Here is a 25,386-nt window from a genome sequence, read left to right as displayed (position 1 = left end):
GTTCTACTCCTTCACTAGGGGTGGCGACTCAGGCCGTGAGGGCCTTGCGGATGATCTGGACTGCCTGCTCGATCGCGCCCGTGGAGGCGGCCGAGCTGCGCAGGGGGTTGAGCATCATGAAGTCGTGGATCGTCGCGTTGTACCGGACGGTCGTCGTGCGTACGCCTGCCTCGATGAGGCGGCGAGCGTAGGCCTCGCCCTCGTCGCGCAGCACGTCGTTCTCGTCGACGACGACGAACGCCTCGGGTAGGCCGGCGAGCTCCTCGAGCGTCGCCCTCAGCGGCGACGCCGTGATCTCGCCGCGCCTGTCCTCGTCGGGAAGGTAGGCGTTCCAGAACCACGCCATCGACTTGGCGAGCAGGAACGGGCCGTCGGCGAACTCGACGTAGCTGTCGGTGTCCTGTGCCGCGTCGGTGACCGGGTAGAAGAGCGACTGGTGGCAGAAGGTCACGTCGCCGCGCTGCTTGGCCATGATCGTCACGGCCGCAGCCATGTTGCCCCCGACGGAGTCACCGGCGACTGCGATGCGAGTCGTGTCGATGCCCTCCTCGGCGCCGTGGGAGGTGATCCACTGCGCCGTGGCGTAGGCCTGCTCGATCGCGACCGGGTAGCGGGCCTCGGGCGAGCGGTCGTACTCGACGAACACCACAGCGGCGTCGACGCCGGTGGCGAGGTCGCGAACCAGCCGGTCGTGGGTTCCGGCGTTGCCGAGCACCCAGCCGCCGCCGTGGATGTAGAGGATCGCGGGAAGCGTCCCCGTGCTGCCGACCGGCTTGACGATCCGGACACGGACGTCGCCGACCGGCGCTGGGACCGAGATCCACTTCTCGTCGACGTCAGGCTTCTCGATGGGCTGTGCCTGCACGTCATCGAGGACCTTGCGAGCTTCCTCCGGGGTCATCTCGTAGAAGTACGGCGGCTGCGCGGTGGCGTCGGCCATCTGCTGGGCTTCGGGCTCCAGATAGTGCTTGTTCATCAGTGTTTCCTTTCCATGTGTGCGGCGAGTTCGGGGTCAGGAGGTGGCGCGAACGGCGTCGGCGATGACGCGACTCACGGAGTTCGGGTCGGTGATCAAGCCCAGGTGGCCCTCCTCGAAGAGAGCGACCGTCGAGCCGGCCTTGGCAGCCATGGCCCGCTGGGCGCTGGCGGGAATGACCAGGTCCTTGGTGCCGACCAGGTTCCAGCTCGGGATCGTGGCCCAGCCGGGGGCTCCAGAGGGTTCGTTGAGCGCTCCGAGCGTCACCGGTCGCTGAGTGGCCCACAGTGCCGCCGCCCGGTCTCGGGTGAGGCCGGTCGCGAAGGACTCGAGGAATGTCGACTGCTTCAGGTAGACGTCGCTCTCCGGCCCCGGCGGTACGTCGCCGGGCACGAAGTCGAAGATCGTCGTCGGGTCGGAGACCGAGAGTGCCGAGTCCGGACCGGCGAGCTCAGCGACGGTCTCGCCCTCTGCTGGCACGGAGCCGTTCACGAAGACGAGAGCCTCGATGTCGGGGTCTCCGGTCGCCGCATTGGTGATGACGGCGGCCCCGTACGAGTGACCGACGAGCACGATGGGGCCCTCGATCGTCTCCAGGATCGCCTTCAGGTAGGCGGAGTCGGAGGACAGCGATCGCAGCGGGTTCGCCGGCGCGATGACCGGGTAGCCCTGGGACTGCAGCTTGCGCACGACCTGGTTCCAGCTGGATGCGTCGGCCCAGGCGCCGTGGACCAGTACGATCGCAGGCTTGCCGCCGCGCTCGGCGCCGCGGGCCTGGGCAGAGGCCGGGGTCGCCGCCACCGCGCCGAGCGTGAGCGTGCTGAGGAGGATGGCGGCGCGAAGACGACGCCGGCGGGCCGTGCGCCGGGCGGCGCGGGTGGTTGGGGTCATGGTCATTGTCCTGCTCTCGGGAAGTGACTGATCGAGACAATGAGGACGACCAGGCAGCCCTGCGACGCGTGACACGGACCCGGGCGGCCCGCGCCGTGACCGTCCACTGCTGTCACACAGGCGGCGCCTGCGCGGTCATCGGTTTCGTCGCCCGATCCGACCAAGAGGTGGTTCACATGACTCGCATCATCGAGACGCCGCGTCTCATGCTCCGCCCGTGGGAGCAGGCAGACCTCGCCTCGGCTCTGGCCATCTACAGCGCAGCATCGGTCAAACACCGAGGTGTTCGCGATCGTCCAGCCGGACAACGCGCGTGCCGAGGCGACCGCGAAGCGCATCGGCATGGAATGGATCGCCGAGCTGGGCCACCTCCCGGGCGGCCGATACCAGCTCTTCAGGATCCGGCACGTCGACCTGGCGTGGGAAGACTGACTCCTGGTTCGGGGAGCTTCGTCGAGCTTCTTGGCTCCTGACTGCAGGTGGCTGGTCGTCCGATCTCGAGCGGACGGCCGACAGGCTGTGACAGGACCGATACCGTTGGCCTGGAGAGCGCTCCCTTTCGTGGAGCGCCCAGAGTCCTGCAGGAGCACGATGAGCGCGACCCCGCTGCCCAACCTGGTCGGCCGGCACCACGAATGCTCGATGCTGGACGAGGTGTTGGCGGATCTGCGCGCGGGGAAGTCCACGGTCTGCGTGATCCGGGGCGAGGCTGGCATCGGGAAGTCGGTGCTGCTCGACTACGTCGCGGCGAAGGCGTCAGGCGTGATGGTGGCCAGGACGCAGGGCATCGAGGCCGACATGGAGCTGGCCTACGCGAGCCTGCACCAGCTGTGTGCCCCGTTCCTGTCGGCAGTCGACAGTCTGCCGGTGCCGCAGCGAGACGCTCTGCAGGTCGCGTTCGGGATGGCAGCCGGCGACCCGCCGGACAGGTTCTTGGTCGGCCTGGCGGTGCTGACCCTACTGACCCGGGCCTCCGAGAGCCGGCCGGTCCTGGTCGTGGTCGACGATGCCCATTGGCTGGACCAGATCTCGCTGCAGACACTCGAGTTCGTAGCGCGCCGCCTGCTCGCCGAGGCCGTCGCGATGGTCTTCACCGTTCGCGACCCCGAGGGATCGACCGCACTGGTCGGCCTCCCGGAGCTTCGGCTCGACGGCTTGGACAAGCAGGCGGCGGGTGCGCTCCTGGCGGCATCCGTCGATGGCCGGCTGGAGCTGCGCGTCCAAGACCGCCTCGTCGCCGAGACCCGTGGCAACCCGCTGGCACTCCTGGAACTCTCCCGGGGTCGCACGGCCGCGGACCTGGCCTACGGCCGCGACCCCGCGACGCGTGGTTCGGTGTCGAGCCGGATCGAGCAGGACTACGCGCGGCGGATCGAATCGCTGCCGACGAACACCCGGACCTTGTTGCTACTCGCCGCAGCCGAACCGGTGGGCGACGCACAACTGCTCCTTCGCGCAGCCGAGCTTCTCGACGTACCGCTGGACGCCGCCCCCGCGAAAGCGGCCGGTCTCATCGAGTTCGGCGAGACCGTGCGCTTCCGTCACCCCCTGGCGAGATCCGCCGTCTATCGAGGGGCCACGCCCGAGGAGCGGCGGGCAGCACACCGGGCACTCGCCTCGGCGACGGATGCCCTGCAGGATCCGGACCGCCGGGCCTGGCATGCCGCCCAAGCGACCGACGGTCCCGACGAAGAGGTTGCCCTCGGTCTGGAGCAGGCCGCTGACCGCGCTCGACAGCGTGGTGGCATGGCCGCCGAAGCGGTGCTGTTGGAGCGTTCCGCAGCCCTCACACCGGAGTCATGGCAGCGCGGACGGCGGGCGCTGGCCGCAGCTGAGGCGTACTTCTCGGCTGCTGCCCCCGAACGGGCCGCCGAGCTGGTGGCGCTTGCCGATCTGTGCCCGCTCAGCCCTCTCGACCGCGCCCGCCTGGCGCGTCTGCGCGCACGCATGCTCTTCGGGCGGAGCCGGAGCGATGAGGCCGCCCCGCTGCTCCTCGACGCCGCGGCACGGTTCGCAGCCACGAGGTCGCCGCTGGCGCGCGAGACCTACCTCGAGGCGATCGGCGCCACGGTGTTCGCCGGCCGGGTGCACGGCCCCCATGGTGCCCGGGCCGCCGCGATAGCGGCGCGAACCTCGGGGGCGCCACCTTCGGCGTCCGAAGCCTCCGACCTGCTCCTGGACGGCATCTCGACGCTGCTCGCCGAAGGGGTCGAGGACGGCGTACCGGCCCTGGTGCGGGCGTTCGAGCCGTTCGTCCACGAGGAGCTCGCCAGCCGGGACGCAGCCATGCGCTGGCTGCTGTCGGTTCCGGTCGCTCTGGAGTCGTTCATCCACTACCGCTGGGATCTGCCGGCCTGGGACGCCCTGTCGGCTCGCGCGGTGCGTGTGGCTCGCGAGGTCGGGGCGCTGAGCGTGCTGCCATCCGCGCTCATCTACTACGGCGGTGTCCAGATCCACTACGGCGACTTCGCGGCAGCCGCTCGGATGATCGAGGAGGCCGATGCCATCGCCGCCTCGACCGGCCAGGCCCCGCACACGTACGCCACGCTGGTCCTCGCCGCCTGGCGGGGTGACGAAGACGCCGCGACCGGGATCTTCGAAGAGGCTCGGATCACCGCCACCGAGCACGGCGAGGTCTCGCTGCTCGGCGTCACGGGCTATGTGCAGGCTGTCTTGTACAACGGTCTCGCGCGCTATCAGGACGCGCTCGCGGCCGCACGAGCGGGCATCGACCATGACGGCTTCAACTTCACCGGCCTCTCTCTGGTCGAGCACGTCGAAGCAGCGGTTCGCTGCGGAGACCTGGGACTGGCCCGGGAGTCGCTCGAGCGGCTGATCGAGCTGACCCGGGCGGCTGACACGGGCTGGGCTCGCGGCATCCAGGCTCGGAGCCGCGCCTTGCTCACCGACAACGCGGACGAGGCCGACGCTCTCTATCGCACCGCCATCGATGAGCTCAACCTCGACCGGGTGACGGTCGAGGTCGCCCGCTCCCACCTCCTCTACGGCGAGTGGTTGCGACGGGTCCGCCGACGGTCGGATGCACGGGAGCAGCTCCGGACAGCCCACCAGATGTTCGACGGTATGCGGTCAGAGGCGTTCGCAGAGCGGGCTCGCCGCGAACTGCTCGCCACCGGTGAGCACGTACGAACCCGCGAGATCGCACCGGTGGCCCACCTGACAGCGCAAGAGGCGCAGATCGCCACCCTCGCCGCCAGTGGGATGACGAACCCCAAGATCGGCGCCGAGCTGTTCTTGAGCCCGCACACCGTGGAATGGCACCTGCGCAAGGTCTACACGAAGCTCGACATCAGGTCGCGACGCGAGCTCGCGGGCGCACTGCTCGACGCTGGCGTGGACGGCATCGGAATCGGCAGCGCTCGAGCCTAGCGCCGGCCCGGCCCGGAGAGTCTCGGTTGTCACAGAACCTCCGGGTTCCCGGTCAACTAGACATGAAGATCGTCATCGCCGGCGGTGCCGGACGCATCGGATCGCGCATATCCAAGGCGCTGGACGACCAGGGGTACTCGGTCGTCGTCGCCTCGCCACGTCACGGCATCGATGCCCTCACTGGTCTCGGTCTCGCTGAGGCGTTCGCAGGCGCGGACGTGGTCATCGACACCATGAACCTTCCCCCTGCCATCCCCTACTCGGAGGCCGAGAGCTTCTTCGGCACCGCCACGACCAATCTGTTGCGCGCCGGTGAGGCAGCCGGCGTCAAGCACCACCTCCTGCTGTCTGTCGTCGGCGTCGACCGCGTGAACAGCCACTATTTCCGCGGAAAGCAGAGACAGGAGCAGCTGGTACGCGACCACGGTGGTCCGTTCAGCATCGTGAGGTCCACGAGCGTGCTCGAGGCACTGAGCGGCAGCGTGCTCACGGATCCGGAGCTGGCGGCCCCGCGGGTCCCGAACCTGACCCTCCAGCCGGTCGCCGCCCGTGACCTGGCTCGCGTGGTCGCCCGCACCGTCGCCGCCGCTCCCCGACGCGGACTGATCGAAGTCGCCGGCCCGGAGACACTCTCCCTTCCCGAGGTGGCCACGCGGATGATGCGAGCCACCGGCGACCTGCGCCACGTGGTCGTGGACCACACCGCCGAGTATCTGGGCACGGTCTTCGAACCTGGCGACACCGTCCTGCTCCCGGATCTCCGGGTCGGATCGACCTCGGTCGACGAATGGCTCGTACGCCTCCCGGCCTGAGCGAGCGGCCCCTCCCCCAGCCACCCGTCCCAGGAAGGTCGGGACAAGCCTCGCGATCCGCAGCACTGGCGGGTCGTTGACGTAGAGAGCCTCCGGGTGTGTGAATCGTCTGGATTCACACCCACCCGGAGGCTCTCGTACGTCCGGCGCGACATCGTCCGTGGATCCATCGAGCGACTCCCCTGGGCGCCACCACGCACAGGAGTGCGGTGCGTGGCCGCGTGGTCGCATCCGTGGTGCCGTCCCACGTGGTTTCACCACGCATCGACCACGGACTTCCCGTGGCGCGCCAGACCCCCTCGTGGACAGAGAGTTGGATCCATCGGAACCCGAAGGGTGCCTTCCACGAAGAGGAGTCCCATGATGTCCACGCCAGGCGGAGCGGCCACAGTCCTGACAGAACCCGGCGACGACCTGGACCGGGCTCTCGAGATCTTCCTCGCGATGCGCACCCAGTTGTTCCGCATCGCGCGGCGTGTGACCGGCGATATCGCCAACGCCGAGGACGTGGTCCAGGACGCCTGGCTCCGCTGGCAACGGACCGACCGGCGCGACATCAAGAATCCGGCAGCGTTCCTGACCACGACCACGACTCATCTGGCGATCAACGTCATCCAGTCGGCCAGGCACCGCCATGAGATCCCGACCGACCTGCCGCTCGCCGATCTCGGCGCTCCCACCCAAGACCCCCTCCGCGAAGCGGAGCAGGCAGCGACCGTCGAGGAGCTCCTGCGTGAGCTGATGGCCAGGCTGAGCCCGGCCGAGCTGGCGACATATCTGCTGCGTAAGGGGTTCGACTATCCGTACGACGCCATCGCCGGCGTGCTCCGGACCACCACCGTCAACGCGCGACAGCTCGCTCGCCGAGCCCAGCAGCGGCTCGATGGCGACCCGGAGCGTGAGGTTGATCCCGACGCCCATCGGCTGGTCACCGACGCCTTCCTGGTAGCTGCACGTACCGGCGACCTGAAACCTCTCGAAGGGCTGCTGGCCGAAGGCGCGGCCTCGACGATGAGGCCGCATGCGCGTCGGCCAGCCCGGCCCGCCCACGGACGGCTGGTCCCGAGGATCGCGTGAGAGTGCGCCGGGTCTCGACCGTCCGACGTGGGGGGCGCAGCCGCTGGCGGCCGACGGACCGACCGCTACGAGGCGTCCGGCGCGGCGTCTGCATGACGTCGCGCCAGCCTGGTGACGTCGAGGACCGCCTGGACGAAGGCTTCTGGGGCCTCTTGGGGAAGGTTGTGTCCAGCGTCAGGTACGCGGCGGTCGAGCCTCGGGCCGGCGAACCGGTCGACGTCGGTGAGTCCAGGAGCGACCGGGAAGTTGCCGTCGGCCAGGCCGGCGAGGGTGACCGTCGGCACCGAGATCCTGGGCTGCAGCGCGAGGGCCTGCTCGGCCGCGGCGTACTCGGGCGCGCCTGCGGACCGACCGAGCCGGTGCCGATAGGAGTGGAGGACGACCTCGACGTAGTCGGGGTTGTCGAACGCCTCGGCGGTGCGGTCGAGCGTCTCCCGGTCGAAGTCCCACGCCGGCGAGTTGCGGCGCCAGATCACCTCAGCGATCTCGCGGCGATTGGCGGTCAGACCGGCACGGCCCCGGTCGGTGAGGAAGTAGTAGAAGTACCAGAAACCGGCCTCCAGGTCAGGACGGATCGGCTGTGCGGAGGCGGCGATGTCCTGGATCAGGTAGCCGTTGACGCTGACCAGCCCCGACACCCGCTCGGGGCGGAGCGCCGCGACCACGCACGCCGCCCGGCCACCCCAGTCGTAGCCGCCCAGCACCGCCTCGGGAATGTCGAGGGCGTCGAGCAGGCCGATGACATCCGCCCCGAGAGCCGCCTGCTGACCGGATCGGGGCGTCGCCGGGTCGAGGAACCGGGTCGGCCCGTGGCCACGGAGGTACGGGACCACGACTCGGTAGCCGAGTGCTCCCAACCGAGGTGCGACCTCGGTGTAGCTGTGCACGTCGTAGGGATAGCCGTGCAGCAGCACGACCGCCGGTCCCGCGACCGGCCCCACTTCGTGGTAGGCGATGTCGAGAATGTCGGTACGGGCGTGCTTCAGCGGGGTCATCAGGGATCCTCTCGTGTCACAAACCCGGTCCGGGCGTGGTCATCATGTCGACCACGCAAAGCCCAGCTCCGTGACTGGAGGACCACCGATGTCCGACGAGCACAGCCATCTCCACGCCGAGATCGACGTCGAGCTCGCACACGTCCAGGCGAGCTCCGACGCCCCCGAGGACGACGAACCGGAGCGTGAGCCGTACGAGACACGACTCCGGAGCCTGCACGAAGCCGTCGTGACGCAGGAGCGCACAGATCGGCGCGACTGAGTCGCGCGCAGGATCGCGCGAGGGCAGCACCTCGTCCGCTGCGCACGACGGCGACGACCTGGGCGGGCGACTGCGCTCCACCAATTTCGGGGACTCAACTCACCCGGTCGTCGACCTGGGCCCTGGCGTGCGCGATAGTTAGAGCGTGGACAGTGCCTTCAACGGACGTTCCTTCCCGCTGTTCTCTGGTGAAGGCTGCCTGTGACCGTTAGCGATACCCGCGACCGACTGCTCGACCGTCGGGATGAACGTCGGGCCCTCGACGATCTCCTGGCCAGCGCTCGCGCTGGGCGCAGCGCCGCCCTGGTGCTGCGGGGCGAGGCGGGGATCGGCAAGACCGAGCTCCTGAAGTACCTCCTGGACCGCTCCAGCGGACTGCGGACCTTGAGAGCTACCGGTGCCCAGTCCGAGATGGAGCTCTCCTACGCCGGCCTGCACCAGCTCTGTGCCCCGCTGCTGGCCGACATGGACCATCTCCCGGAGCCCCAACGCGCCGCCCTCGCCTCTGCGTTCGGCCTGCGAGCCGGGGATCCGCCTGATCCCTTCCTGGTCGGTCTGGCAACGCTGAGTCTGCTCGCTGAAGCCGGGGCGAGCCAGCCACTGGTCTGCCTCATCGACGATGTCCAGTGGTTGGATCAGGCATCGGCACGGACCCTGTCGTTCGTGGCGCGCCGGCTGCTGGCGGAATCGGTCGTGCTGGTGTTCGCGGTCCGCGAACCCACATCGAGCCCGCTCCTGACCGGGCTTCCCGAGCTCTTCGTGACGGGACTGCCTGCACCCGACTCCCGCACCCTCCTCGACTCGGTCGCTCATGGTCCACGTGACCGTCGGATGCGCGATCGGATCTTGGCCGAAGCACGCGGCAACCCGCTGGCGATCATCGAGCTGCCTCGGGGGTGGACCGAGGTCGAGCTGGCCGGCGGTTTCGTGGGATCTGAAGCAGCAGCCCCGTTGTCGAGCCGGCTCGAGCAGGGCTTCCTGCGCCGTCTCGACCTCCTTCCCGACGAGACTCGGCTGCTGCTGCTCACGGCGGCCGCCGAGCCGGTGGGCGACGTGGCGCTGCTGCGTCGTGCGGCCGAGCGACTGGGGATCGATGTCCATGCGGCAGTGTCCTACGGGGACGCAGCAGAGTTGCTCACGCTGGACACCCGGGTGCGGTTCCGACATCCCTTGGTGCGCTCGGCGGTCTACCGGGGAGCCTCGGTGCACGATCGGCAGCGGGCACATCGAGCGCTTGCGGACTCGATCGACACCGACGTCGATCCCGATCGCCGGGCATGGCATCGGGCGCAGGCCGCGTCGAGCGTCGACGAGGAGGTCGCCTCGGAACTGGAACGCTCGGCAGAGCGGGCCCTGGCGCGTGGCGGCACTTCCGCGGTGGCCGCATTCCTCGAGCGTGCGATGGAGCTCACGCCAGACCCGGCCCGACGCTCGATGCGTGCCCTGAAGGCCGCACAGGCGAAGCTTCAGGCAGGCGCGTTCGAACCGGCAGCTGCCCTGCTGGCGATGGCCGGGGCAGGGCCCACCAATGAGCTCATGCTCGCGCGGATCGACCAGCTCCGGGCGAGCCTCGCGTTCGCCCAGAACCGCGGCAACGACGCGACCACCCTGCTGATCGCCGCCGCTCGCCGGCTCGAGCCGATCGACGTGCCGCTCGCTCGCGAGACGTACCTCGACGCCATCGCGGCCGCGATCTTCACCGGCCGTCTCGCGCGACGACAAGGTCTACAGGAGGTAGGTGAAGCGGCGTTGGCCGCGCCGCCGGCGGATCCGCCACGGCTCGCCGACGACCTGCTGGACGCCGTCGCCTTGAACCTCACCGACGGCTACGCGGTCGCGACGCCGAAGATGCAGCGCGTCCTCGCGGCGATCAGTGAGGAGATGGATCTCGTCAAGGGGGTGCCGCGCTGGTTCTGGCTCGCCACGGTCATGGCCGTCGATCTGTGGGACGACGAACGCTGGCGGCTGATCGCATCGCGGCACGTGGCGATGGCCCGCGAGTCCGGTGCGCTCAGCGAGCTCCCCGCTGCACTCGACGCGCGCGCATGCGCACACCTCCTCGCCGGGGAGCTGGCAGCTGCCTCGGCACTCATCGACGAGGTGACGATGGTCTATGACGTGACCGGCGGAGACTCGGCGCGCGTCATGCCACTTGCTCTGGCCGCCTTCCGCGGCCGCGAGCAGGAGTCCCGCACGCTGTTCGACGCCATCATGGGTGATGCCGTGACACGTGGCCAAGGAGCCGCCGTCACCGTGGCACAGTGGGCTCGTGCGGTGCTCTGCAACGGGCTCGAGCAGTACGACGAGGCGATGACTGCCGCCCGCGCGGCGGCCGGCCACGAAGAAGAGCCGGGAACGACCTGGTGGGCGTCGGTCGAGCTGGTCGAGGCGGCCGTACGTTGCGGCGACACCGCACGCGCCACCGAAGCACTCGATCGGCTCTCGGACAGGACACGGGCCAGCGGCACGGACTGGGGGCTGGGTGTCGAGGCGCGCTCCCGCGCCCTCCTCAGTCAGGGTGAGGCTGCGGAGAGCCTCTACCTCGAGGCGATCGAACGGCTCTCCCGGACCGAGGTCGGCATGGAGCTGGCGCGCGCGCATCTGGTGTACGGAGAGTGGCTGCGCAGCGAAGACCGCGACGTCGACGCCCGCGCGCAGCTCCTGACGGCCGATGAGATGCTCACGCAGTTCGGGGCGGAGGCGTTCGCTGAGCGCGCACGCCGCGCGCTCGAGGCCACGGGGGCGACGCTTCGCAAGAAGGTCGTCGCGGCGCCCGCGGCCCTCACTGCGCAGGAAGAGCAGATCGCTCGCCTCGCAGGTGAGGGCCTCACCAATCCCGAGATCGGCGCCCGTCTGTATCTCAGCCACCACACGGTCGAGTGGCATCTCCGGAAGGTCTTCACGAAGCTCGGTATCGGCTCTCGCCGAGAGATCGCAACCGTGCTGCCGCCACTGCCCGGGAACAGGGCGAGCTCGACCTAGTGGCGCCAGACCTGAGTCGGGTCACTCGAACGCTCTTTCGCGGGCGGCGTCCCTACTCCACGATCCCGGTCGTCGCGACGCCACGGGGCGCACCCGGGACCTCCTCGCCCGCGAGCCGGCTGGTCCACTCCCGCATCACCGCGGGGTCGGTCGGGCGGGTGAGCAGGCTGACCAGGACGTACGCCACGGCGCTGGCGGCGAGGCCCGCGTAGACCGGCTCGTTGGCAAGCACGTCGCCGACGATCACCATGGTCGCCAGCGTGGCGACGGTGCCGGCGACCATCGCCGTCACCGCGCCGGCGCCGGTCCCGCGGCGCCACAGGAAGCCACCGAGGATCGGGACCAGCAGACCACCGACGAGGATGTCGTACGCGATCGTCAGACCGGAGACGACATCGTTGAGAAGGGACGAGATGACGACGACGACGAGGCCGATCACGACGACGTAGATCCGGTTGGCGAGCACGTCGTGCTCAGGGTTCTCCGCCTCGTCCTGGACCCGCGCCGGGTTGCGTCCGAGGAGTCGGGCGAGCAGCGGCTGCACATCCGTGCGTGCCACGGTCGCCGTCGCGATCAGCGCACCTGAGGCGGTCGACATCATCGCGGCGACCGCGGCGGCGAGCACCAGGCCGCTGATGCCGACAGGGAGGATCGACTCGGCGATGGTGGCGTAGGCGTCGTCGCGGTTGTCGACGGTGATGAAGGTGGAGGCCGCGGCACCGATCAGCGCGCCGGCCACACCGTAGAGCAGACAGTAGACACCGGCCGCGGTGCCGCCCCAGCGCGCCACCTGCGGCGAGCGGGCGGTGAAGACCCGCTGCCAGATGTCCTGCCCGATCAGCATGCCCAAGGTGTAAACGACGACGTAGGTGATGATGGTCCCCGTGCCGATCGCACCGAGGTCGAAGACCGAGTCCGCGGCGCGGGCCTTGATCCCGTCCAGGCCGCCGGCGTGGTTCCAGGTGAAGGGCAGGAGCAGGAAGAACACACCGATGGTCTTCAGCGCGAACTGCACCATGTCGGTCAGGGTGATCGACCACATCCCGCCGATGCTGGAGTAGATCACCACGATGACGCCGCCGATCAGGATGGAGACGACCCGGTCGGTGCCGAAGAGGACGTTGAACACGGTCGCGTACGCCATCGTGGAGGTGACGGTGAGCATCAGGGTGTAGGCCATCATGACCACACCCGAGGCCGCGGTCGCTCCGACCCCGTAGCGCAGTGCCAGCATCTGGGCCACGGTGAAGATCCGCAGCCGCTGGATCCTGCCGGCGAAGAACAGGCTCAGCGCCAGGACGCCGAACGCGATCGCCGCGACCAGCCAGGCTCCGGAGATGCCGTACTCGTAGCCGAGCGCGACGCCGCCGACGGTCGAGGCACCGCCGAGGACGACTGCGGCCATGGTTCCGGTGTAGAGCACCGGACCCAACCTGCGGCCGGCGACGAGGAAGTCGGAGCTGTCCTGGGTCCGACTCTTGCCCCACCAGCCGAAGGCGACCATGGCGGCGAGGTAGATGGCGATGATGGCGAGATCCATGTGGGGGCTCCAGATCGAGGTGGCGGTCAGGTGGCGGCGAACATGCGGAGGGTCGTCGGAAGAACCACGACGGCCGGGCCGCCGGTGGTGAAGGTGCCGGCGACGATCTCGCCGACGGTCTCGGGGGTCGCGGCGTGGACGCGGATACCGAACGCCTGGGCGAGGAGGACGAAGTCGGGACGGGCGAGCTCGGTGGCTGTGGCAGCGCCGAAGGCCCCGGTCATGTACTCGCGCAGGATCCCGTAGCCGCCGTCGTCGATGATCAGCCAGGTGACCTCGGCGTCGTGCTGGCGGGCGGTGGCGAGCTCGGCGATGGAGTACATCGCGCCACCGTCGCCGGTGACCGCGAACGTACGCCGTGCGGTCCCGACGGCTGCGCCGATCGCGGAGGGAAAGGCCGGCCCGAGACCGCCCGAGGCCTGCGCGGTGTGGAAGCCGCCGGAGCGTGGGTCCCAGGCCGACCAGGCCCAGTACGCCGCGATGGTCATGTCCCAGAAGGTGTCGGTGTCGTCGGGCACGGCCGCACGCAGTTCGGCGAGCAGCCGCTGCTCCACGGCGAGGTCCTGGGCGTCGAGCCGGGCCTGGACCCGGGTACGCAGCTCCTGGGCGACCTGGGCACCGGATCGCCTCGGGCCCGGTCCGGAACCGGCGCCGGGAAGCGCCGCGGCCAGGTCGGTGAGAGCCGCAGCGGCATCGGCATGGACGCCGAGCACGTCGTGGTTCGAGCCGAGCACACGGGCTTCGGCGTCCACCTGGATCACCCAGCCACGCGGGGCGAAGGTGCCGTAGTTGCTGGTCACCTCGCCGAAGGAGGTGCCGACCGCGAGCAGGACGTCCGCGTCGTCGAGCAGGTCGGTGGTGAACCGGTCCTCGATCCACGCGCCCGCGCTCAACGGGTGCGCGAAGGGGATCGAGCCGTTGCCCCCGGAGGTGGAGACCACCGGCGCGTCCAGCGCCTCGGCGAGGGCGACCAGCGCCTGCGGCGCGCCCGCGGAGCGGCGTACGCCTCCCCCGGCGAGGATCACCGGGCGCTCGGCCGCGGCCAGCAACCGAGCGGCCTCGGCAGCGATCTCCGGACGAGGCCGGCGCGGCGTGCGTACCGCCGCCGTCGGACCGGTCACCGGCGGCACCGTGACATCCTCGAGGAGGACGTCCTGCGGGATCTCGACCCACACCGGCCCCGCCGGCGTCTCCTGGGCGGTGGCCCAGGCATCGGCGAGCACGCCCGGAATGGCGGCCGCGTCCCGGACGACGGCCGTGGTCTTGGTGACGTTGCGGGCGCTGGCCTGCTGATCGTCGAGCTGGTGCAGGTAGCCCTTGCGGGCGCCCCCGAGCCCGTCGCGCGGGATCTGGCTGGTGATCATCAGGATCGGGACGCAGGCGGCGTACGCCTCCTGGATCGCGCCCATCGCGGTGAGCGCTCCCGGTCCGGTGGAGCAGAACACCACGCCGACCTGGCCGGTCGTCCGGGCGTAGCCGTCGGCGGCGAAGACCGAGTTGTTCTCCACCCGGGAGGAGACGAAGGTCAGGTCGCTGCGGCGGATGGCGTCGAAGAGACCCAGCGCGTGCTGGCCCGGGATGCCGAACACGTGGGTCGCTCCGAGAGCGGTCAGGCTCTCGACGGTGACGTCGCCGCCGTTGCGTCTCGTCATGCCTGACCCGAGTGGCGCATCGCGAGCAGCGAGACCAGGTCATAGGCCACGTGCGAGGCCGCGACGCCGGTCAGCTCGGCGTGGTCGTACGCCGGGGCCACCTCGACCACGTCGGCGCCGATCAGGTTCAGGCCGGCGAAGCCGCGCAGGATCTCCAGCAACTCACGGGAGGTGAGCCCGCCGGCCTCGGGGGTGCCGGTGCCGGGGGCGTGCGCCGGGTCGAGGACGTCGATGTCGACAGAGACGTAGACGGGCCGGATGCCGACGCGCTTCCGGATCTTCTCGACGACCTCGTCGACGCCTTGCCGGAAGACGTCGGAGGAGGTGACGATCCCGAAGCCGAAGCGGCGGTCGTCCTCGAGGTCCTTCTTGCCGTAGAGCGGGCCGCGGGTGCCGACGTGGCACAGCGCCTCGGTGTCGAGGATGCCCTCCTCCACCGCCCGCCGGAACGGGGTGCCGTGGGTGTACTCGGCCCCGAAGTAGGTGTCCCAGGTGTCCAGGTGGGCGTCGAAGTGCACCAGCGCGACCGGACCGTGCCGCTCGGCGGCGGCTCGCAATAGCGGCAGCGCGATGGTGTGGTCGCCGCCGATCGTCACCAGCCGGGTGCCGTCGGAGGTGAGCTCGAGCGCGGAGGCCTGCACGGTGTCGAGCGCCTCCTCGATGTGGAAGGGGTTGGCCGCGATGTCGCCCGCGTCGACCACCTGGGCCGAGGCGAACGGTGAGACGTCCAGCGCCGGGTTGTAGGGGCGCAGCAGCCGGGAGGACTCCCGTACGTGCGCCGGGCCGAAGCGGGCGCCCGGACGGTAGGAGACGCCGGTGTCGAACGGCACTCCGACGACCGCTATGTCGGCCCGCTCCACCTGATCGAGGCGGGGCAGCCGCGCGAACGTCGCGAAGCCGGCATAGCGGGGGTTCTTGGAGGCGTCGACGGGCCCGATGGGCATGGGTGGTTCTCCTTGCGTGGTGCGAGTGTTGCGGGGTGGTTCGGCTCAGCCGACGACGGAGGCGGCGGGCGCCGGCCCGTCGTCGACCGAGATGACCGGTGTGTTCGCGGGCGGTCCGGTGGGCACCAACCGGGCTCCCTCGGGGCCGTAGGCGTCCCGCGGCTCGGGGAAGGCGAAGAGCAGACCGAGGTAGAGCAGCGCACCGAGACCCATGCCGAGCGGGATGGAGATGTCGACCCCGCCGGGGATCAGGGGTGCGGCCGGCCCGACGAACTGGCCGGGCAGGTTCACGAAGGTCAGCGCGACGGCGGCCGCGATCAGCCAGGCGGCCAGGCCGCGCCAGTTCCAGCCGTGGGCGAACCAGTAGCGGCCCCCGCGCTGACGGCGGTTGAAGACCTGCAGCGAGTCGGAGTCGTACCAGCCGCGCCGGACGTACCAGCCGATCATCATCACCATCATCCACGGGACGGTGCAGCTGATGATGAGGACGGCGAAGGCGGAGATGCTGGAGACCACGTCGAAGACGAAGCGGCCGATGAAGATGACACCGATCGCGAAGACCCCGATCAGCACCGTGGACTGGACGCGGTTGAAGCGCGGGAAGACGCTGGAGAAGTCCAGTCCGGTGCCGTAGAGCGCGGTGGTGCCGGTCGACAGACCGCCGATCAGTGCGATCAGGGCGACCGGCGCGAAGTACCAGCCCGGCGCGATCGCGAGCAGGCCGGAGGCGTACGCACCGGAGGCGAAGATCTCCGGCTCGCGGGTGGCGATGATCGTCATCGTGACCAGTCCGAAGCAGAACGGTACGAGGGTGGCGACCTGCGCCAGGAACGCGGCAGCCATCGAGGAGCGTCCGGGGGTCTCGCGCGGGATGTAGCGGGCCCAGTCACCGAGGAAGGCGCCGAAGCTGACCGGGTTGGACATCACGATCAGCGCCGACCCGACGAAGGCCGCCCAGAAGCCGGGCTCGCCGAACGCCTCCGAGCCGGAGCCGAACGCGCCGGCGTAGCCGGGGTCGAAGTCGCCCGCGAACGCGACGATGCCGAGCAGGAAGAGCAGCGTCGCGGCGATCACGGCGACCTTGTTGACCAGCAGCATGAACCGGAAGCCGTAGATGCACACGACCAGGACCAGCACGGCGAAGAGGCCGTACGCCAGCGCCAGGGTCAGGTCGTTCTCCGGCAGCCCGACCGCGCGGTTGGCGCCCCCGATGAGCACGTCGCCCGAGCTCCACACCGAGATCGAGAAGAACGCGAGCGCGGTGAGAAGGGAGAGGAACGAGCCGACGATCCGGCCGTGCACGCCGAGGTGGGCCGAGGAGCTGACCGAGTTGCTGGTGCCGTTGCGCGGGCCGAACAGCGCCATCGGGGCGAGGACGACGGCGCCGAGCAGCAGCCCGAGCAGCGTGGCCAGCAGACCGTGGGCGAAGGAGAGCCCGAAGAGGATCGGGAAGCTGCCGAGCACCACGGTGGCGATCGTGTTGGCACCACCGAAGGTGAGCCGGAACAGGTCCAGCGGGCGGGCGCTGCGCTCGGGGTCGGGGATCGGTTCGACGCCGTGCTGCTCGACCTCGGTGACCTTCGGCGGGGTCGGCGTGGCTGAGGGGATGGTGATCGGTTCCGTGGACACCGAGGCCTCCTGGGTCTGTGGGTCGGCCGAGATCTGCGTCACTGTAGGAGCACCCGGAACGCCGCCGCAATCGTTTCGTTCTTAACCTGGCCGTAATACCTGTCGATATGCCGGTCAGGCTCGGAAGATCCGTCATAATGGCATCAGATCGACCGCCCGGAGGATCGATCCGACCTTGGAGACGCTCCCAAAAAATGTCGAACGAAATCACGCCCGGGGTCCTCGACAGCACCGATGAGTCGATCCTCGTCCTGCTCGAGGAGGACGGTCGCCTCACCCACCGTGAGATCGCCGCCCAGGTCGGCCTCTCCCGATCAGCCGCGGCCACCCGGGTCCAGCGGCTGCTGACCGAGGGTCACATCGACGTCCGCGGCGTCGTCCACCCGGCCGTTCTCGGCCATGATGTGCTCGCCCACGTCTCGGTCACGGTGGACGGCTCCGCGACAGAGGTCGCGCGGGCCGCCGCGGCGCGCGAGGACACCACCCTGGTCTCGATGACCAGCGGCCAGCACGCCCTGGTCCTGGAGCTCCGGGCGAAGGACATCGGCCGGATCGACGACGCCCTCGCCGAGGTGCGCGCGATCGACGGCATCGTCACCACCGAGACCCTGCTCTACACCGAGGTCGTCCGCGACGTGGCCGCCCCGGTCGGGCCCGCACCCGCCGCCGGGACGCTCGACGAGACCGACTACGCCCTGCTGCGCGCGCTGCAGGCCAACGGCCGCGCCTCCTTCGTCGACCTGGCCGCGAGCGTCGGCCTCTCCCCCGCCGGCACCCGGCGCCGCGTGGTCCGGCTGCTCGACGGCAACGTCGTCCGGGTCGGCGCCGTCGTGCGTCACTCGGGTCAGGAGCGGCGTACGGCGACCGGCATCGGCCTCCGTCTCGACGGCGCCGCCCACCGTCCGATCGCCGAACAGCTCGCCCGGCTCCCCTCGGTCACCTTCGTGGCCCGGACCCTGGGGCGCTACGACGCCCTGCTCACGGTCCACACCGCCACCTCCGGCGACCTCGTCGGGGTCCTCGACCACATCCGCGAGCTCGACGGCGTCCGGGAGGTCCAGACCTGGAGCCACCTCCGCTTCGTCAAGGAGACCTACGCCTCCCTGCACCTCGGCGGCGCCTGAGCGACCGCCGAGGCATCGTCCTCCCAGGCGCTTAGTCGCCCTCGGAGACCTGGCGCAGGGTGGCGACGATCTTGCACTCCGGCCAGTACGTCGCGTGCAGCTGCGCGAACTCCCGCTGCGCGGCGATCGCCTCCTCGAGCGTGTCGTAGCGCGTGAGCGCCCAGCCGCCGACGACCTCCTTGGCCTCCGCGTACGGACCGTCGACCCGGGTGACCTCGCCCTTGTCCACCACGAAGTTGACCGCGTCCTCGCTGCCGAAGAGACCGCCGCCGTCGAGGAAGTGCCCGGCCGCCGCCAGCTCGCCGACGTAGTCGTCCATCGCCTTGTAGAGGGCCTCAGGCGCCGGGCCGTTTCCCTCTTCCATCTTCACGAAACCCATGAAACGCGGCATGACGTACTCCTCAGTTCGGGGCCACCGCTTCTGGTGGCCGACACCTGTGCGTCGAACCACATCGTTCTCCTTCGACATCGACATCGGAAGAACTTCCCACCGGCCACGGGGTCGCCGGCATGTCGACGCTCAGGCGTTGGCGGCCTCGGACTCGGGCGTCGGCTCCTGCGCCGGGGCGATCTTGCCGCCGGCCTTGCGCACCGCGATGGCGACGATGACGGCGGCGACGGCGAAGAGCAGGCCGTAGGCGCCGACCGACTCGGCGTCGAAGTTGCGCAGCAGCGTACGTCCGTTGGTGATCAGGATGATGCTGCCGACGAGACCGCCCAGGACCGGCAGCGAGAGGTGCTTGACGAGGTAGGCGGCGAACGGAGCGGCGATCACGCCGCCGATGAGGAGGCCGGCGATGACGCGCCAGTCGAGCGCCTCTCCGGCCAGTCCGACGAGGAACCCGACACTCGCGGAGAGCGTCGTGACGAACTCGGCGGTGGAGACCGAGCCGATCACCTTGCGCGGGTGCAGGGTGCCGCTGGAGATCAGGGTCGGCGTGGTCACCGGGCCCCAGCCGCCGCCACCGGTGGCGTCGATGAAGCCGCCGAAGAGACCCAGCGGCGCGAGCAGACCGAGCCCCGGGCGACGTCCCGGGATGAAGACCGGAGGCTTGCCGAAGACGAACCGGGCGATGATGTAGACGCCCAGGACGAGCAGGAGACCAGCCACCCAGGGCGTGGCGCTCTCGGTGGAAAGGCTCGACAGGACGGTCGCGCCCGCGAAGGCGCCGATGCCGCCCGGAATCGCGATCTTGGCCACGACCTTCCAGTCGACGTTGCCGAGCCGCCAGTGCGAGACACCCGAGACGAACGTGGTGCCGACCTCGGCCAGGTGCACCGATGCCGAGGCGACCGCCGGCGCGACGCCGGTCGCGACCAACAGGGTGCTCGAGGTGACGCCGTACGCCATGCCGAGGGAACCGTCGACAGCCTGGGCCGCGAGACCGACCAGAGCGAAGATGAGAAGCCGCTCCACGCGGACCTCCTAGGGATGGGATCAAACTACGATAGTCACGTAATTTAGTAGACTCTAGACCGCCTCGCCAAAGCCCGACGGGCCATCTCACGACCTGGGCGCGAGCGCCGAGAACTTTCCTTCGACCGGCGCTTGACCTTGACGCAGCGTCAGGGCTGCACGCTTCTTCCATCGCCCGAACACGGGATCCGAAACCATCGAAGAAGGAGCACCACCATGAACAACATCCTCAGCCGCCTCGTGGGTGACAAGAAGGACTGGAAGCGCATGGAGGCCCGCGCTGCCGCACTGCCCGCCGACTACCGCACCGTCTATGGGGAGATGAAGAGCTACATGTGGCGCTTCACCGCCGGCGACGGCATGGACATCGTCGCCATCCTCCGCGAGATCCTCGACCTGTTCGAGACCGAGGCCGCCGCCGGACGCCCGGTCATCGAGGTCACCGGACCCGACCTGGCCGCCTTCTGCGACGCCCGGCTGCCCGTGCAGCACGACGCCTACCGCGCCAAGCTCCGTGCCAACCTCAACCAGGTCGCCGCCAAGCTCTCCTGAGCCCGGCGATGCTCACCGCACATCCCCTGTCGCGAGCCGAGAAGGCCGCTCGCGACAGGGGATACGTCATTTGCAGGGCGAAATGTCGGGATAAGACTGTGGTTCGCCTCTTCCGCATGGTCCACTGTGACGCACATCTCATACGGCCGATCGTGGCGGCTGCCCCGCATGCTGGAGGAACACAGTGAACGACTCGGCCCTGCTCTCGGTCGGCCTCCCCATCGCCTTGGCCATCATCATGTTCGGTCTGGGCCTGAGCCTGACCCCGGGAGACTTCCGCAGGGTCGTACGCACCCCGCGAGCCGTCTTCGTCGCGCTCACGCTCCAGATCGTGGTCCTGCCGATGATCGCGTTCGGGCTCGTCGTGGCAGCCGACGTGGATCCGCTGATCGCCGTCGGGGTCATGCTGCTGGCCGCCTCGCCGGGCGGGACGACGGCGAACCTGTTCAGCCATCTCTTCCGTGGCGACGTCGCGCTCAACGTGACGCTGACGGCGGTCAACTCGGTGCTCGCGGCGGTCTCGATCCCGCTGATCACCAACGCCGCGATCACCTACTTCGACGCCGGCGAGACCCTGGGTCTCCAGTTCGGCAAGGTCGTCCAGGTCATCGCCATCGTGCTGGTTCCGGTCGGCATCGGGATGCTGGTACGCAGCCGGTCGGCGACGTTCGCCGCACGGGCGGATCGTCCGGTCCGGATCTTCTCGATCGTCGTACTGGTCATGGTCTCGGTCGGCGCGATCCTCGGAGAGCGGGAGAACATCGCCGACTACCTCCGCGAGATCGGTGTGGTCGTGACGCTGTTCTGCTGCGCGAGCCTCTGCCTCGGCTACCTCGGCGCCCGGGTGTTCAAGCTCGGCCAGCCGCAGGCGATCGCCACCTCGATGGAGGTCGGGATCCACAACACCACCGTGGCCCTCACCATCGCACTCAGCGTGCTCGACAACACCACCGTGGCGATCCCGGCCGCGGTCTACAGCATCGTGATGTACGTCCTCGCGACCGCCTTCGGCTTCCTGATCACACGTTCGCGGGTGGGGCAGCCCGCCGCGCCGCACGACGCCGTCACCTGACTCACGGGCCACCGTCGGCTAGGTTGCGTGTCGTCACCCGTCGAGAAGGAGCTCAGATGACCGCACCGCTGGCACGTACGGCACAGATGATGGCGCTCGCGTTCATGACCATGGTCGTGGGCCTGGGGGTCGTGGTCGCGCTCAGCATCCCCGATGCCGATCTGCAGCTGCCCTCGGCGTACGTCATCGGCGGGCAGGTCGCGGCCGGCGTGGTCCTGGCCGTGCTGTGCTCGGCGATCGGCTTCCGCGCGGTTCCGATCGCGCCTGGGACCCCGCCGGAGAAGGCGACCAGCGAGGGCCTGCAGAAGCACCAGACCTCGATGATCCTGCGGCTCGTCCTCAGCGAGGTCGTCGCGCTCGTCTCTCTCGCCCTGGCCTTCGTCCTCACCGAGGGGCAGCTGATGACGTACGTCATCGGTGGGGCCATCTCGCTGGTGCTGATGGCCTTCTTCGCCTACCCGTCGGCGCGCAACATCCGCAAGGTGGAGGCCAGCCTCGACAGCGCGGGTGCGCCGTCGAGGCTGGCAGAGGCGTTCGGCGTGGGTGACGGTCCGTCCAGCACCCACCAGGTGCTCTAGACCGTCAGGTCGATCCCCTCGGCGGCGAGCGCCTCGCGGTAGGCCTCGACGTTGCGCATCTTCACGTTCTCGTAGCCCCGCACCATGTCCGGGAGCTCCGCGAGACGAACGGCCCGGGCGTAGGACTCCTCGGTGAGGTCCTCGGCGAGACCGGTGACCAGCGCCGAGTAGTGCGCGAGGAGGGCCCGCTCGGTGCGGCGTACGTGGGCCTGACCGAACGGGTCGAGGACCGTGCCGCGGAGGAACTTCATGGTCGCCAGCAGGCGGAGCATGAAGTGGGTGCGCGGCCCGAAGGTCATCTTGCGACCCTTCAGGAACGCCCCGAACACGGGCGGGGAGAGCTTGAAGCTGATCTTGCCCTGCACCTCGGCACGGACACCGTCGAGGGCGGCCGGAGCGGTGAGGAGCCGGGCGACCTCGTACTCGTCCTTGTAGGCGGTGAGCTTGAACAGGTAGCGGGCGACGGCCTCGGAGAAGCGGGTGTCCTCGGTCACCGCACGCTCGGCGTTCCAGATCCGGTCGACGGTCTCGACGTAGTCACGCGCGGTCGCCTGGTTCTGGAAGGCGACGAGCTTCGGGGCACGGAACTCGGCGAGGCGACGCACCTCGCCGTCGAACGTCGCGGCCTCGAGAGCCGGCACGGCGACCTGCTCGACAGGAGCGGTCGCGGTGCCGGTGACCTTGGCGAACTCCTCCGGCGCGGCCACCGAGGCACGGCCCCAGCGGAAGGCGGCGACGTTGGCGCTGACCGCGACCCCGTTGATGCCGATGGCCTCCTCGATCGCCTCGGCGGGGATCGGAAGGGCGCCCGCCTGGTAGGCGGCACCGACCAGCAGGAAGTTGGCCGCGGCGGTGTTGCCGAAGAGGGTCTCCGCGGCCGCCAGTGCGTCGAAGGCACGCAGCGAGGACGTAGCGCTGTTGACCCGGGTCAGCAGCTCGTCGTCGGCCGGGTAGGCGATGTCCTTGTCGTAGACCATCGGCCCGGTCGGGGTCTTGCTGGTGGACACGACCGCACGGGTACGCGCCGGGTCACCGTAGGCGAGGTTCTTGCCCTCGGCCAGAGTGAGCAGGTCGAAGCCGAGCAGCGCGTCGGCCGACCCCGGGGTAACCCGGTTGGAGGGGTCGATCGAGCCCGGGCCGAACCGCAGGTGCGCCGTCACCGGGCCTGCCTTCTGGCTCATCCCGACCTGGTCGAGCGACTCCACGCCGAAGCCGGCGCGCAGCGCCGCGGTGGCGAGCACCTGGTTGACCGTGACGATGCCGGTGCCGCCGATGCCGGCCATGAAGACGCCGTACGTCCGCTCCAGCTCGCCGTAGCCCGGGTCGGCCACCCTCGGCGGCTCGGGGGTCGACTTCTTCGCCTTCTTGGCGGTCGGGTCGGTCTCGACGGCCATGAAGGAGGGGCACTCCCCCTCGACGCAGGTGTAGTCGGTGTTGCACGAGGTCTGGTCGATACGGGTCTTGCGGCCCAGCTCGGTCTCGACCGGCTGCACGGAGAGGCAGTTGGACTTCACGCCGCAGTCGCCGCAGCCCTCGCAGACGGCCTCGTTGATCACGATCCGGGTGTTGCGGGCCTCGATCGTGCCGCGCTTGCGCTGACGCCGCGCGTCGGCGGCGCAGTGCTGGTCGTAGATCAGCACGGTCACGCCCTCGACCTCACGCAGCTCCCGCTGGGCGTCGTCGAGGCGGTCGCGGTGCCACAGTCGTACGCCTGCGGGGAAGTGGGCGCGGCGGTAGCGCTTCGGCTCGTCGGCGACGACGATGATCGCCTTGACGCCCTCGTTCATCAGCTTGTGGGTCAGCTGCGCCATCGCGACCTCGCCCTGCCGCTTCTGGGCACCGGTCATCGCGACGACGTCGTTGTGGAGCAGCTTGTAGGTGATGTTCACCCCGGCCGCGACGCACGCCTGGATGGCGAGCTGCGCGGAGTGGAAGAAGGTGCCGTCGCCGACGTTCTGGAACGTGTGACCGGCGTGGCTGTAGGGCGCCTGTCCGATCCACTGCGAACCCTCGCCGCCCATCTGGGTGATGCCGACGACCGCACTGTCCTCACGCTGGGATGCGGTCACCAGGGTGTGGCAGCCGATGCCGCCGCCGCCCAGGCTCCCGTCCGGGAGCGCGGTCGAGCGGTTGTGCGGGCAGCCGGAGCAGAAGTACGGGGTGCGCGAGGTCGAGAGCAGCGGCAGGTCGATCCGGGCGGGCCCGGCGGCCTTGAGCTGGGCGTGGCCCTTTAGCGCGCGACGCAGCGGCGCGAGCAGGCGGCCGGCGGTCAGCTCGCCGTCGAGCGGAACCAGCGGGACGCCGTTGCGGTCCTTCTTGCCGATGATGACGGGAGCCGCGGGAGCGCCGTAGAGGATCTCGCGGATGCCCTGCTCGATGAAGGACGTCTTGTCCTCGACGACGATGATCTCCTCGAGCCCGTCGGCGAACTCCGAGACGATGGTCGGCTCGACCGGCCACATCATGCCCAGGCGCAGCACGCGGATCCCGGCGGCCATCAGGTCGTCGTGGTCGAGGCCGAGGTCCTTCAGGCCCTGGCGCATCGAGTCGTAGCACGAGCCGGAGGCGACGATGCCGACCTTGGCGTTCGGTGCCTTGACCTCGATCCGGTTGAGCCGGTTCTCGGCGGCGTACGCCTTCACGACGTTCATCCGGGGGCCGTAGAGCTTCGCCTCGGCGCCGACGATCCGGTCGGGGAAGAGCTCGATCTTGGTCGGCTCGTAGGTGTAGGGGACGCCTTCCCACTCGGTCTTCGGGGTGACCGGGTCGAGGACGCCGATCTCCGGGTTGACCACCCAGGCGCCGTCGGCGACGTCGGCCACGATCTTGAGCGCGACGACGCAGCCGGAGGCGCGGGAGAGAGCGATGCCCTCCATGCCGTACTCGACGATCTCGGAGGCGTTGCGCGGGAACAGCACCGGGATGCCGAGGCTCGCCAGGGTCCGCTCGCTCACAGCCGGCACAGTGGACGACTTCGCGGCCGGGTCGTCACCGACCAGCATCAGCATGCCGCCGGTGGGGTGGGCACCGTACATGTTCGCGTGGCGCATCGCGTCGAGCGCGCGGTCGACGCCCGGGCCCTTGCCGTACCAGACGCCGGTGACGCCGTCGTAGCGCTCGGTGTCGAGGGTGACCGCGGACTGCGAACCCCACACCGCGGTGGCCGCGAGCTCCTCGTTGAGGCCGGGGACCACGGTGATGTCGGCGTCGGCCATCTCCTTCGGCAGACCCAGCAGCAGCTGGTCGAGACCGCCGAGCGGGCTGCCCGGGTAACCGGAGATGAAGGTGCCGGTCCGCAGGCCGCGGCGCTGGTCGAGGGCCCGCTGCTCGACGAGCATCCGCGCGATCGCCTGGATCCCGGTGAGCAACACCGGTCCGGCTCCGACTCGATAGCGGTCTGCCAGGTCGTAGGCCTCGAACGAGGTCCCGGGCTCGAACACTGCGGTCATAGGTGTGACTCCTCAATCTGCCGGGCGGCGCTGGTGGTCCGTCT

20 protein-coding genes are annotated in these 25,386 nt (G+C 69.8%); 10 read left to right on the top strand and 10 right to left on the bottom strand.

Features of this window, described 5'->3' with window-relative positions; all coding sequences use genetic code 11:
- Positions 1-28 precede the first annotated feature (28 nt).
- Together ACW14X_RS25625 and ACW14X_RS25620 are read right to left on the bottom strand one after the other, a co-directional pair.
- Positions 29-976: an alpha/beta hydrolase gene (locus ACW14X_RS25625; protein WP_457163780.1), complete on the bottom strand. Its 948-nt coding sequence runs from the start codon at positions 974-976 to the stop codon at positions 29-31.
- A gap of 36 nt (positions 977-1,012) precedes the next feature.
- A complete protein-coding gene (locus tag ACW14X_RS25620) occupies positions 1,013-1,867 on the bottom strand; it encodes an alpha/beta fold hydrolase (protein ID WP_457163779.1) in 855 nt (284 codons plus the stop codon).
- A gap of 282 nt (positions 1,868-2,149) precedes the next feature.
- Here ACW14X_RS25620 and ACW14X_RS25615 point away from each other — a divergent pair, with 282 nt between their 5' ends.
- The 4 genes from ACW14X_RS25615 (at position 2,150) to ACW14X_RS25600 (ending at position 7,146) form a co-directional block, all read left to right on the top strand.
- The gene (locus ACW14X_RS25615; protein ID WP_457163778.1) at positions 2,150-2,299 is read left to right on the top strand and encodes a hypothetical protein; all 150 of its coding nucleotides are present in this window, start codon (positions 2,150-2,152) and stop codon (positions 2,297-2,299) included.
- Positions 2,300-2,458: 159 nt separating this feature from the next.
- Positions 2,459-5,257 (top strand): helix-turn-helix transcriptional regulator, encoded by a 2,799-nt coding sequence (locus ACW14X_RS25610; RefSeq protein WP_457163777.1) that lies wholly within the window; start codon positions 2,459-2,461, stop codon positions 5,255-5,257.
- Positions 5,258-5,319: 62 nt separating this feature from the next.
- Complete coding sequence (locus ACW14X_RS25605; protein ID WP_457163776.1) at positions 5,320-6,069, top strand: SDR family oxidoreductase; 750 nt, start codon at positions 5,320-5,322, stop codon at positions 6,067-6,069.
- Positions 6,070-6,432: 363 nt separating this feature from the next.
- Complete coding sequence (locus tag ACW14X_RS25600; RefSeq protein ID WP_457163775.1) at positions 6,433-7,146, top strand: sigma-70 family RNA polymerase sigma factor; 714 nt, start codon at positions 6,433-6,435, stop codon at positions 7,144-7,146.
- A gap of 65 nt (positions 7,147-7,211) precedes the next feature.
- Here the strand turns inward: ACW14X_RS25600 and ACW14X_RS25595 are convergent, their stop codons facing one another.
- Positions 7,212-8,141 carry an alpha/beta fold hydrolase gene (locus ACW14X_RS25595; RefSeq protein WP_457163774.1) on the bottom strand — a complete coding sequence of 310 codons (930 nt, stop codon included), beginning with the start codon at positions 8,139-8,141 and terminating at the stop codon, positions 7,212-7,214.
- 88 nt (positions 8,142-8,229) lie between these two features.
- Between ACW14X_RS25595 and ACW14X_RS25590 the strand changes: the two genes are divergently transcribed.
- Positions 8,230-8,403: a hypothetical protein gene (locus tag ACW14X_RS25590; RefSeq protein ID WP_457163773.1), complete on the top strand. Its 174-nt coding sequence runs from the start codon at positions 8,230-8,232 to the stop codon at positions 8,401-8,403.
- 201 nt (positions 8,404-8,604) lie between these two features.
- Positions 8,605-11,385 (top strand): ATP-binding protein, encoded by a 2,781-nt coding sequence (locus ACW14X_RS25585; protein WP_457163772.1) that lies wholly within the window; start codon positions 8,605-8,607, stop codon positions 11,383-11,385.
- Between the two features lie 52 nt (positions 11,386-11,437).
- Here the strand turns inward: ACW14X_RS25585 and ACW14X_RS25580 are convergent, their stop codons facing one another.
- Genes ACW14X_RS25580 through ACW14X_RS25565 form a run of 4 tightly spaced genes read right to left on the bottom strand, consistent with a single transcriptional unit; the run spans position 11,438 to position 17,150 of the window.
- Entirely contained in the window at positions 11,438-12,925 is a 1,488-nt protein-coding gene (locus tag ACW14X_RS25580; RefSeq protein WP_457163771.1) for a sodium:solute symporter, read from the bottom strand.
- Positions 12,926-12,951: 26 nt separating this feature from the next.
- On the bottom strand, positions 12,952-14,577 hold the full coding sequence (locus ACW14X_RS25575) for a thiamine pyrophosphate-binding protein (RefSeq protein WP_457163770.1): 1,626 nt from the start codon (positions 14,575-14,577) through the stop codon (positions 12,952-12,954).
- The gene (speB, locus tag ACW14X_RS25570; RefSeq protein WP_457163769.1) at positions 14,574-15,521 is read right to left on the bottom strand and encodes an agmatinase; all 948 of its coding nucleotides are present in this window, start codon (positions 15,519-15,521) and stop codon (positions 14,574-14,576) included. The genes ACW14X_RS25575 and speB overlap by 4 nt, the downstream gene beginning before the upstream one ends.
- Positions 15,522-15,566: 45 nt before the next feature.
- A complete protein-coding gene (locus tag ACW14X_RS25565) occupies positions 15,567-17,150 on the bottom strand; it encodes a purine-cytosine permease family protein (protein WP_350839557.1) in 1,584 nt (527 codons plus the stop codon).
- 194 nt (positions 17,151-17,344) lie between these two features.
- Between ACW14X_RS25565 and ACW14X_RS25560 the strand changes: the two genes are divergently transcribed.
- Positions 17,345-18,274 carry an Lrp/AsnC family transcriptional regulator gene (locus ACW14X_RS25560; RefSeq protein ID WP_350839555.1) on the top strand — a complete coding sequence of 310 codons (930 nt, stop codon included), beginning with the start codon at positions 17,345-17,347 and terminating at the stop codon, positions 18,272-18,274.
- Between the two features lie 31 nt (positions 18,275-18,305).
- Here the strand turns inward: ACW14X_RS25560 and ACW14X_RS25555 are convergent, their stop codons facing one another.
- Both ACW14X_RS25555 and ACW14X_RS25550 read right to left on the bottom strand, forming a co-directional pair.
- On the bottom strand, positions 18,306-18,665 hold the full coding sequence (locus tag ACW14X_RS25555; protein ID WP_350839553.1) for a YciI family protein: 360 nt from the start codon (positions 18,663-18,665) through the stop codon (positions 18,306-18,308).
- Between the two features lie 129 nt (positions 18,666-18,794).
- On the bottom strand, positions 18,795-19,691 hold the full coding sequence (locus ACW14X_RS25550; protein WP_160022306.1) for a sulfite exporter TauE/SafE family protein: 897 nt from the start codon (positions 19,689-19,691) through the stop codon (positions 18,795-18,797).
- Between the two features lie 216 nt (positions 19,692-19,907).
- On the opposite strand from ACW14X_RS25550, the gene ACW14X_RS25545 reads away from it, so the two are divergent.
- The 3 genes from ACW14X_RS25545 (at position 19,908) to ACW14X_RS25535 (ending at position 21,893) form a co-directional block, all read left to right on the top strand.
- Positions 19,908-20,243 carry a DUF1048 domain-containing protein gene (locus ACW14X_RS25545; RefSeq protein WP_457163768.1) on the top strand — a complete coding sequence of 112 codons (336 nt, stop codon included), beginning with the start codon at positions 19,908-19,910 and terminating at the stop codon, positions 20,241-20,243.
- Positions 20,244-20,427: 184 nt separating this feature from the next.
- Positions 20,428-21,315: a bile acid:sodium symporter family protein gene (locus tag ACW14X_RS25540; protein WP_457163767.1), complete on the top strand. Its 888-nt coding sequence runs from the start codon at positions 20,428-20,430 to the stop codon at positions 21,313-21,315.
- Positions 21,316-21,371: 56 nt separating this feature from the next.
- Positions 21,372-21,893 carry a hypothetical protein gene (locus ACW14X_RS25535; protein ID WP_350842926.1) on the top strand — a complete coding sequence of 174 codons (522 nt, stop codon included), beginning with the start codon at positions 21,372-21,374 and terminating at the stop codon, positions 21,891-21,893.
- Here ACW14X_RS25535 and ACW14X_RS25530 read toward each other — a convergent pair.
- A complete protein-coding gene (locus ACW14X_RS25530) occupies positions 21,890-25,342 on the bottom strand; it encodes an indolepyruvate ferredoxin oxidoreductase family protein (protein ID WP_457163766.1) in 3,453 nt (1,150 codons plus the stop codon). The two genes, ACW14X_RS25535 and ACW14X_RS25530, sit on opposite strands and share 4 nt — an antisense overlap.
- Positions 25,343-25,386 lie beyond the last annotated feature (44 nt).

This window comes from Nocardioides sp. YJ-D4 (assembly GCF_054031495.1).
This window is presented reverse-complemented; position numbering and strand designations above follow the sequence as displayed.

Bases quoted from the DNA above. Each gene is read 5' to 3' on its own strand.
- ACW14X_RS25545 (WP_457163768.1), top strand. From the start codon at position 19,908: ATGAACAACATCCTCAGCCGCCTCGTGGGTGACAAGAAGGACTGGAAG.
- ACW14X_RS25625 (WP_457163780.1), bottom strand. From the start codon at position 976: ATGAACAAGCACTATCTGGAGCCCGAAGCCCAGCAGATGGCCGACGCC.
- ACW14X_RS25580 (WP_457163771.1), bottom strand. From the start codon at position 12,925: ATGGATCTCGCCATCATCGCCATCTACCTCGCCGCCATGGTCGCCTTC.
- speB (WP_457163769.1), bottom strand. From the start codon at position 15,521: ATGCCCATCGGGCCCGTCGACGCCTCCAAGAACCCCCGCTATGCCGGC.
- ACW14X_RS25590 (WP_457163773.1), top strand. From the start codon at position 8,230: ATGTCCGACGAGCACAGCCATCTCCACGCCGAGATCGACGTCGAGCTC.
- ACW14X_RS25530 (WP_457163766.1), bottom strand. From the start codon at position 25,342: ATGACCGCAGTGTTCGAGCCCGGGACCTCGTTCGAGGCCTACGACCTG.
- ACW14X_RS25575 (WP_457163770.1), bottom strand. From the start codon at position 14,577: ATGACGAGACGCAACGGCGGCGACGTCACCGTCGAGAGCCTGACCGCT.
- ACW14X_RS25600 (WP_457163775.1), top strand. From the start codon at position 6,433: ATGTCCACGCCAGGCGGAGCGGCCACAGTCCTGACAGAACCCGGCGAC.
- ACW14X_RS25605 (WP_457163776.1), top strand. From the start codon at position 5,320: ATGAAGATCGTCATCGCCGGCGGTGCCGGACGCATCGGATCGCGCATA.
- ACW14X_RS25595 (WP_457163774.1), bottom strand. From the start codon at position 8,141: ATGACCCCGCTGAAGCACGCCCGTACCGACATTCTCGACATCGCCTAC.
- ACW14X_RS25555 (WP_350839553.1), bottom strand. From the start codon at position 18,665: ATGCCGCGTTTCATGGGTTTCGTGAAGATGGAAGAGGGAAACGGCCCG.
- ACW14X_RS25560 (WP_350839555.1), top strand. From the start codon at position 17,345: ATGTCGAACGAAATCACGCCCGGGGTCCTCGACAGCACCGATGAGTCG.
- ACW14X_RS25620 (WP_457163779.1), bottom strand. From the start codon at position 1,867: ATGACCCCAACCACCCGCGCCGCCCGGCGCACGGCCCGCCGGCGTCGT.
- ACW14X_RS25610 (WP_457163777.1), top strand. From the start codon at position 2,459: ATGAGCGCGACCCCGCTGCCCAACCTGGTCGGCCGGCACCACGAATGC.
- ACW14X_RS25535 (WP_350842926.1), top strand. From the start codon at position 21,372: ATGACCGCACCGCTGGCACGTACGGCACAGATGATGGCGCTCGCGTTC.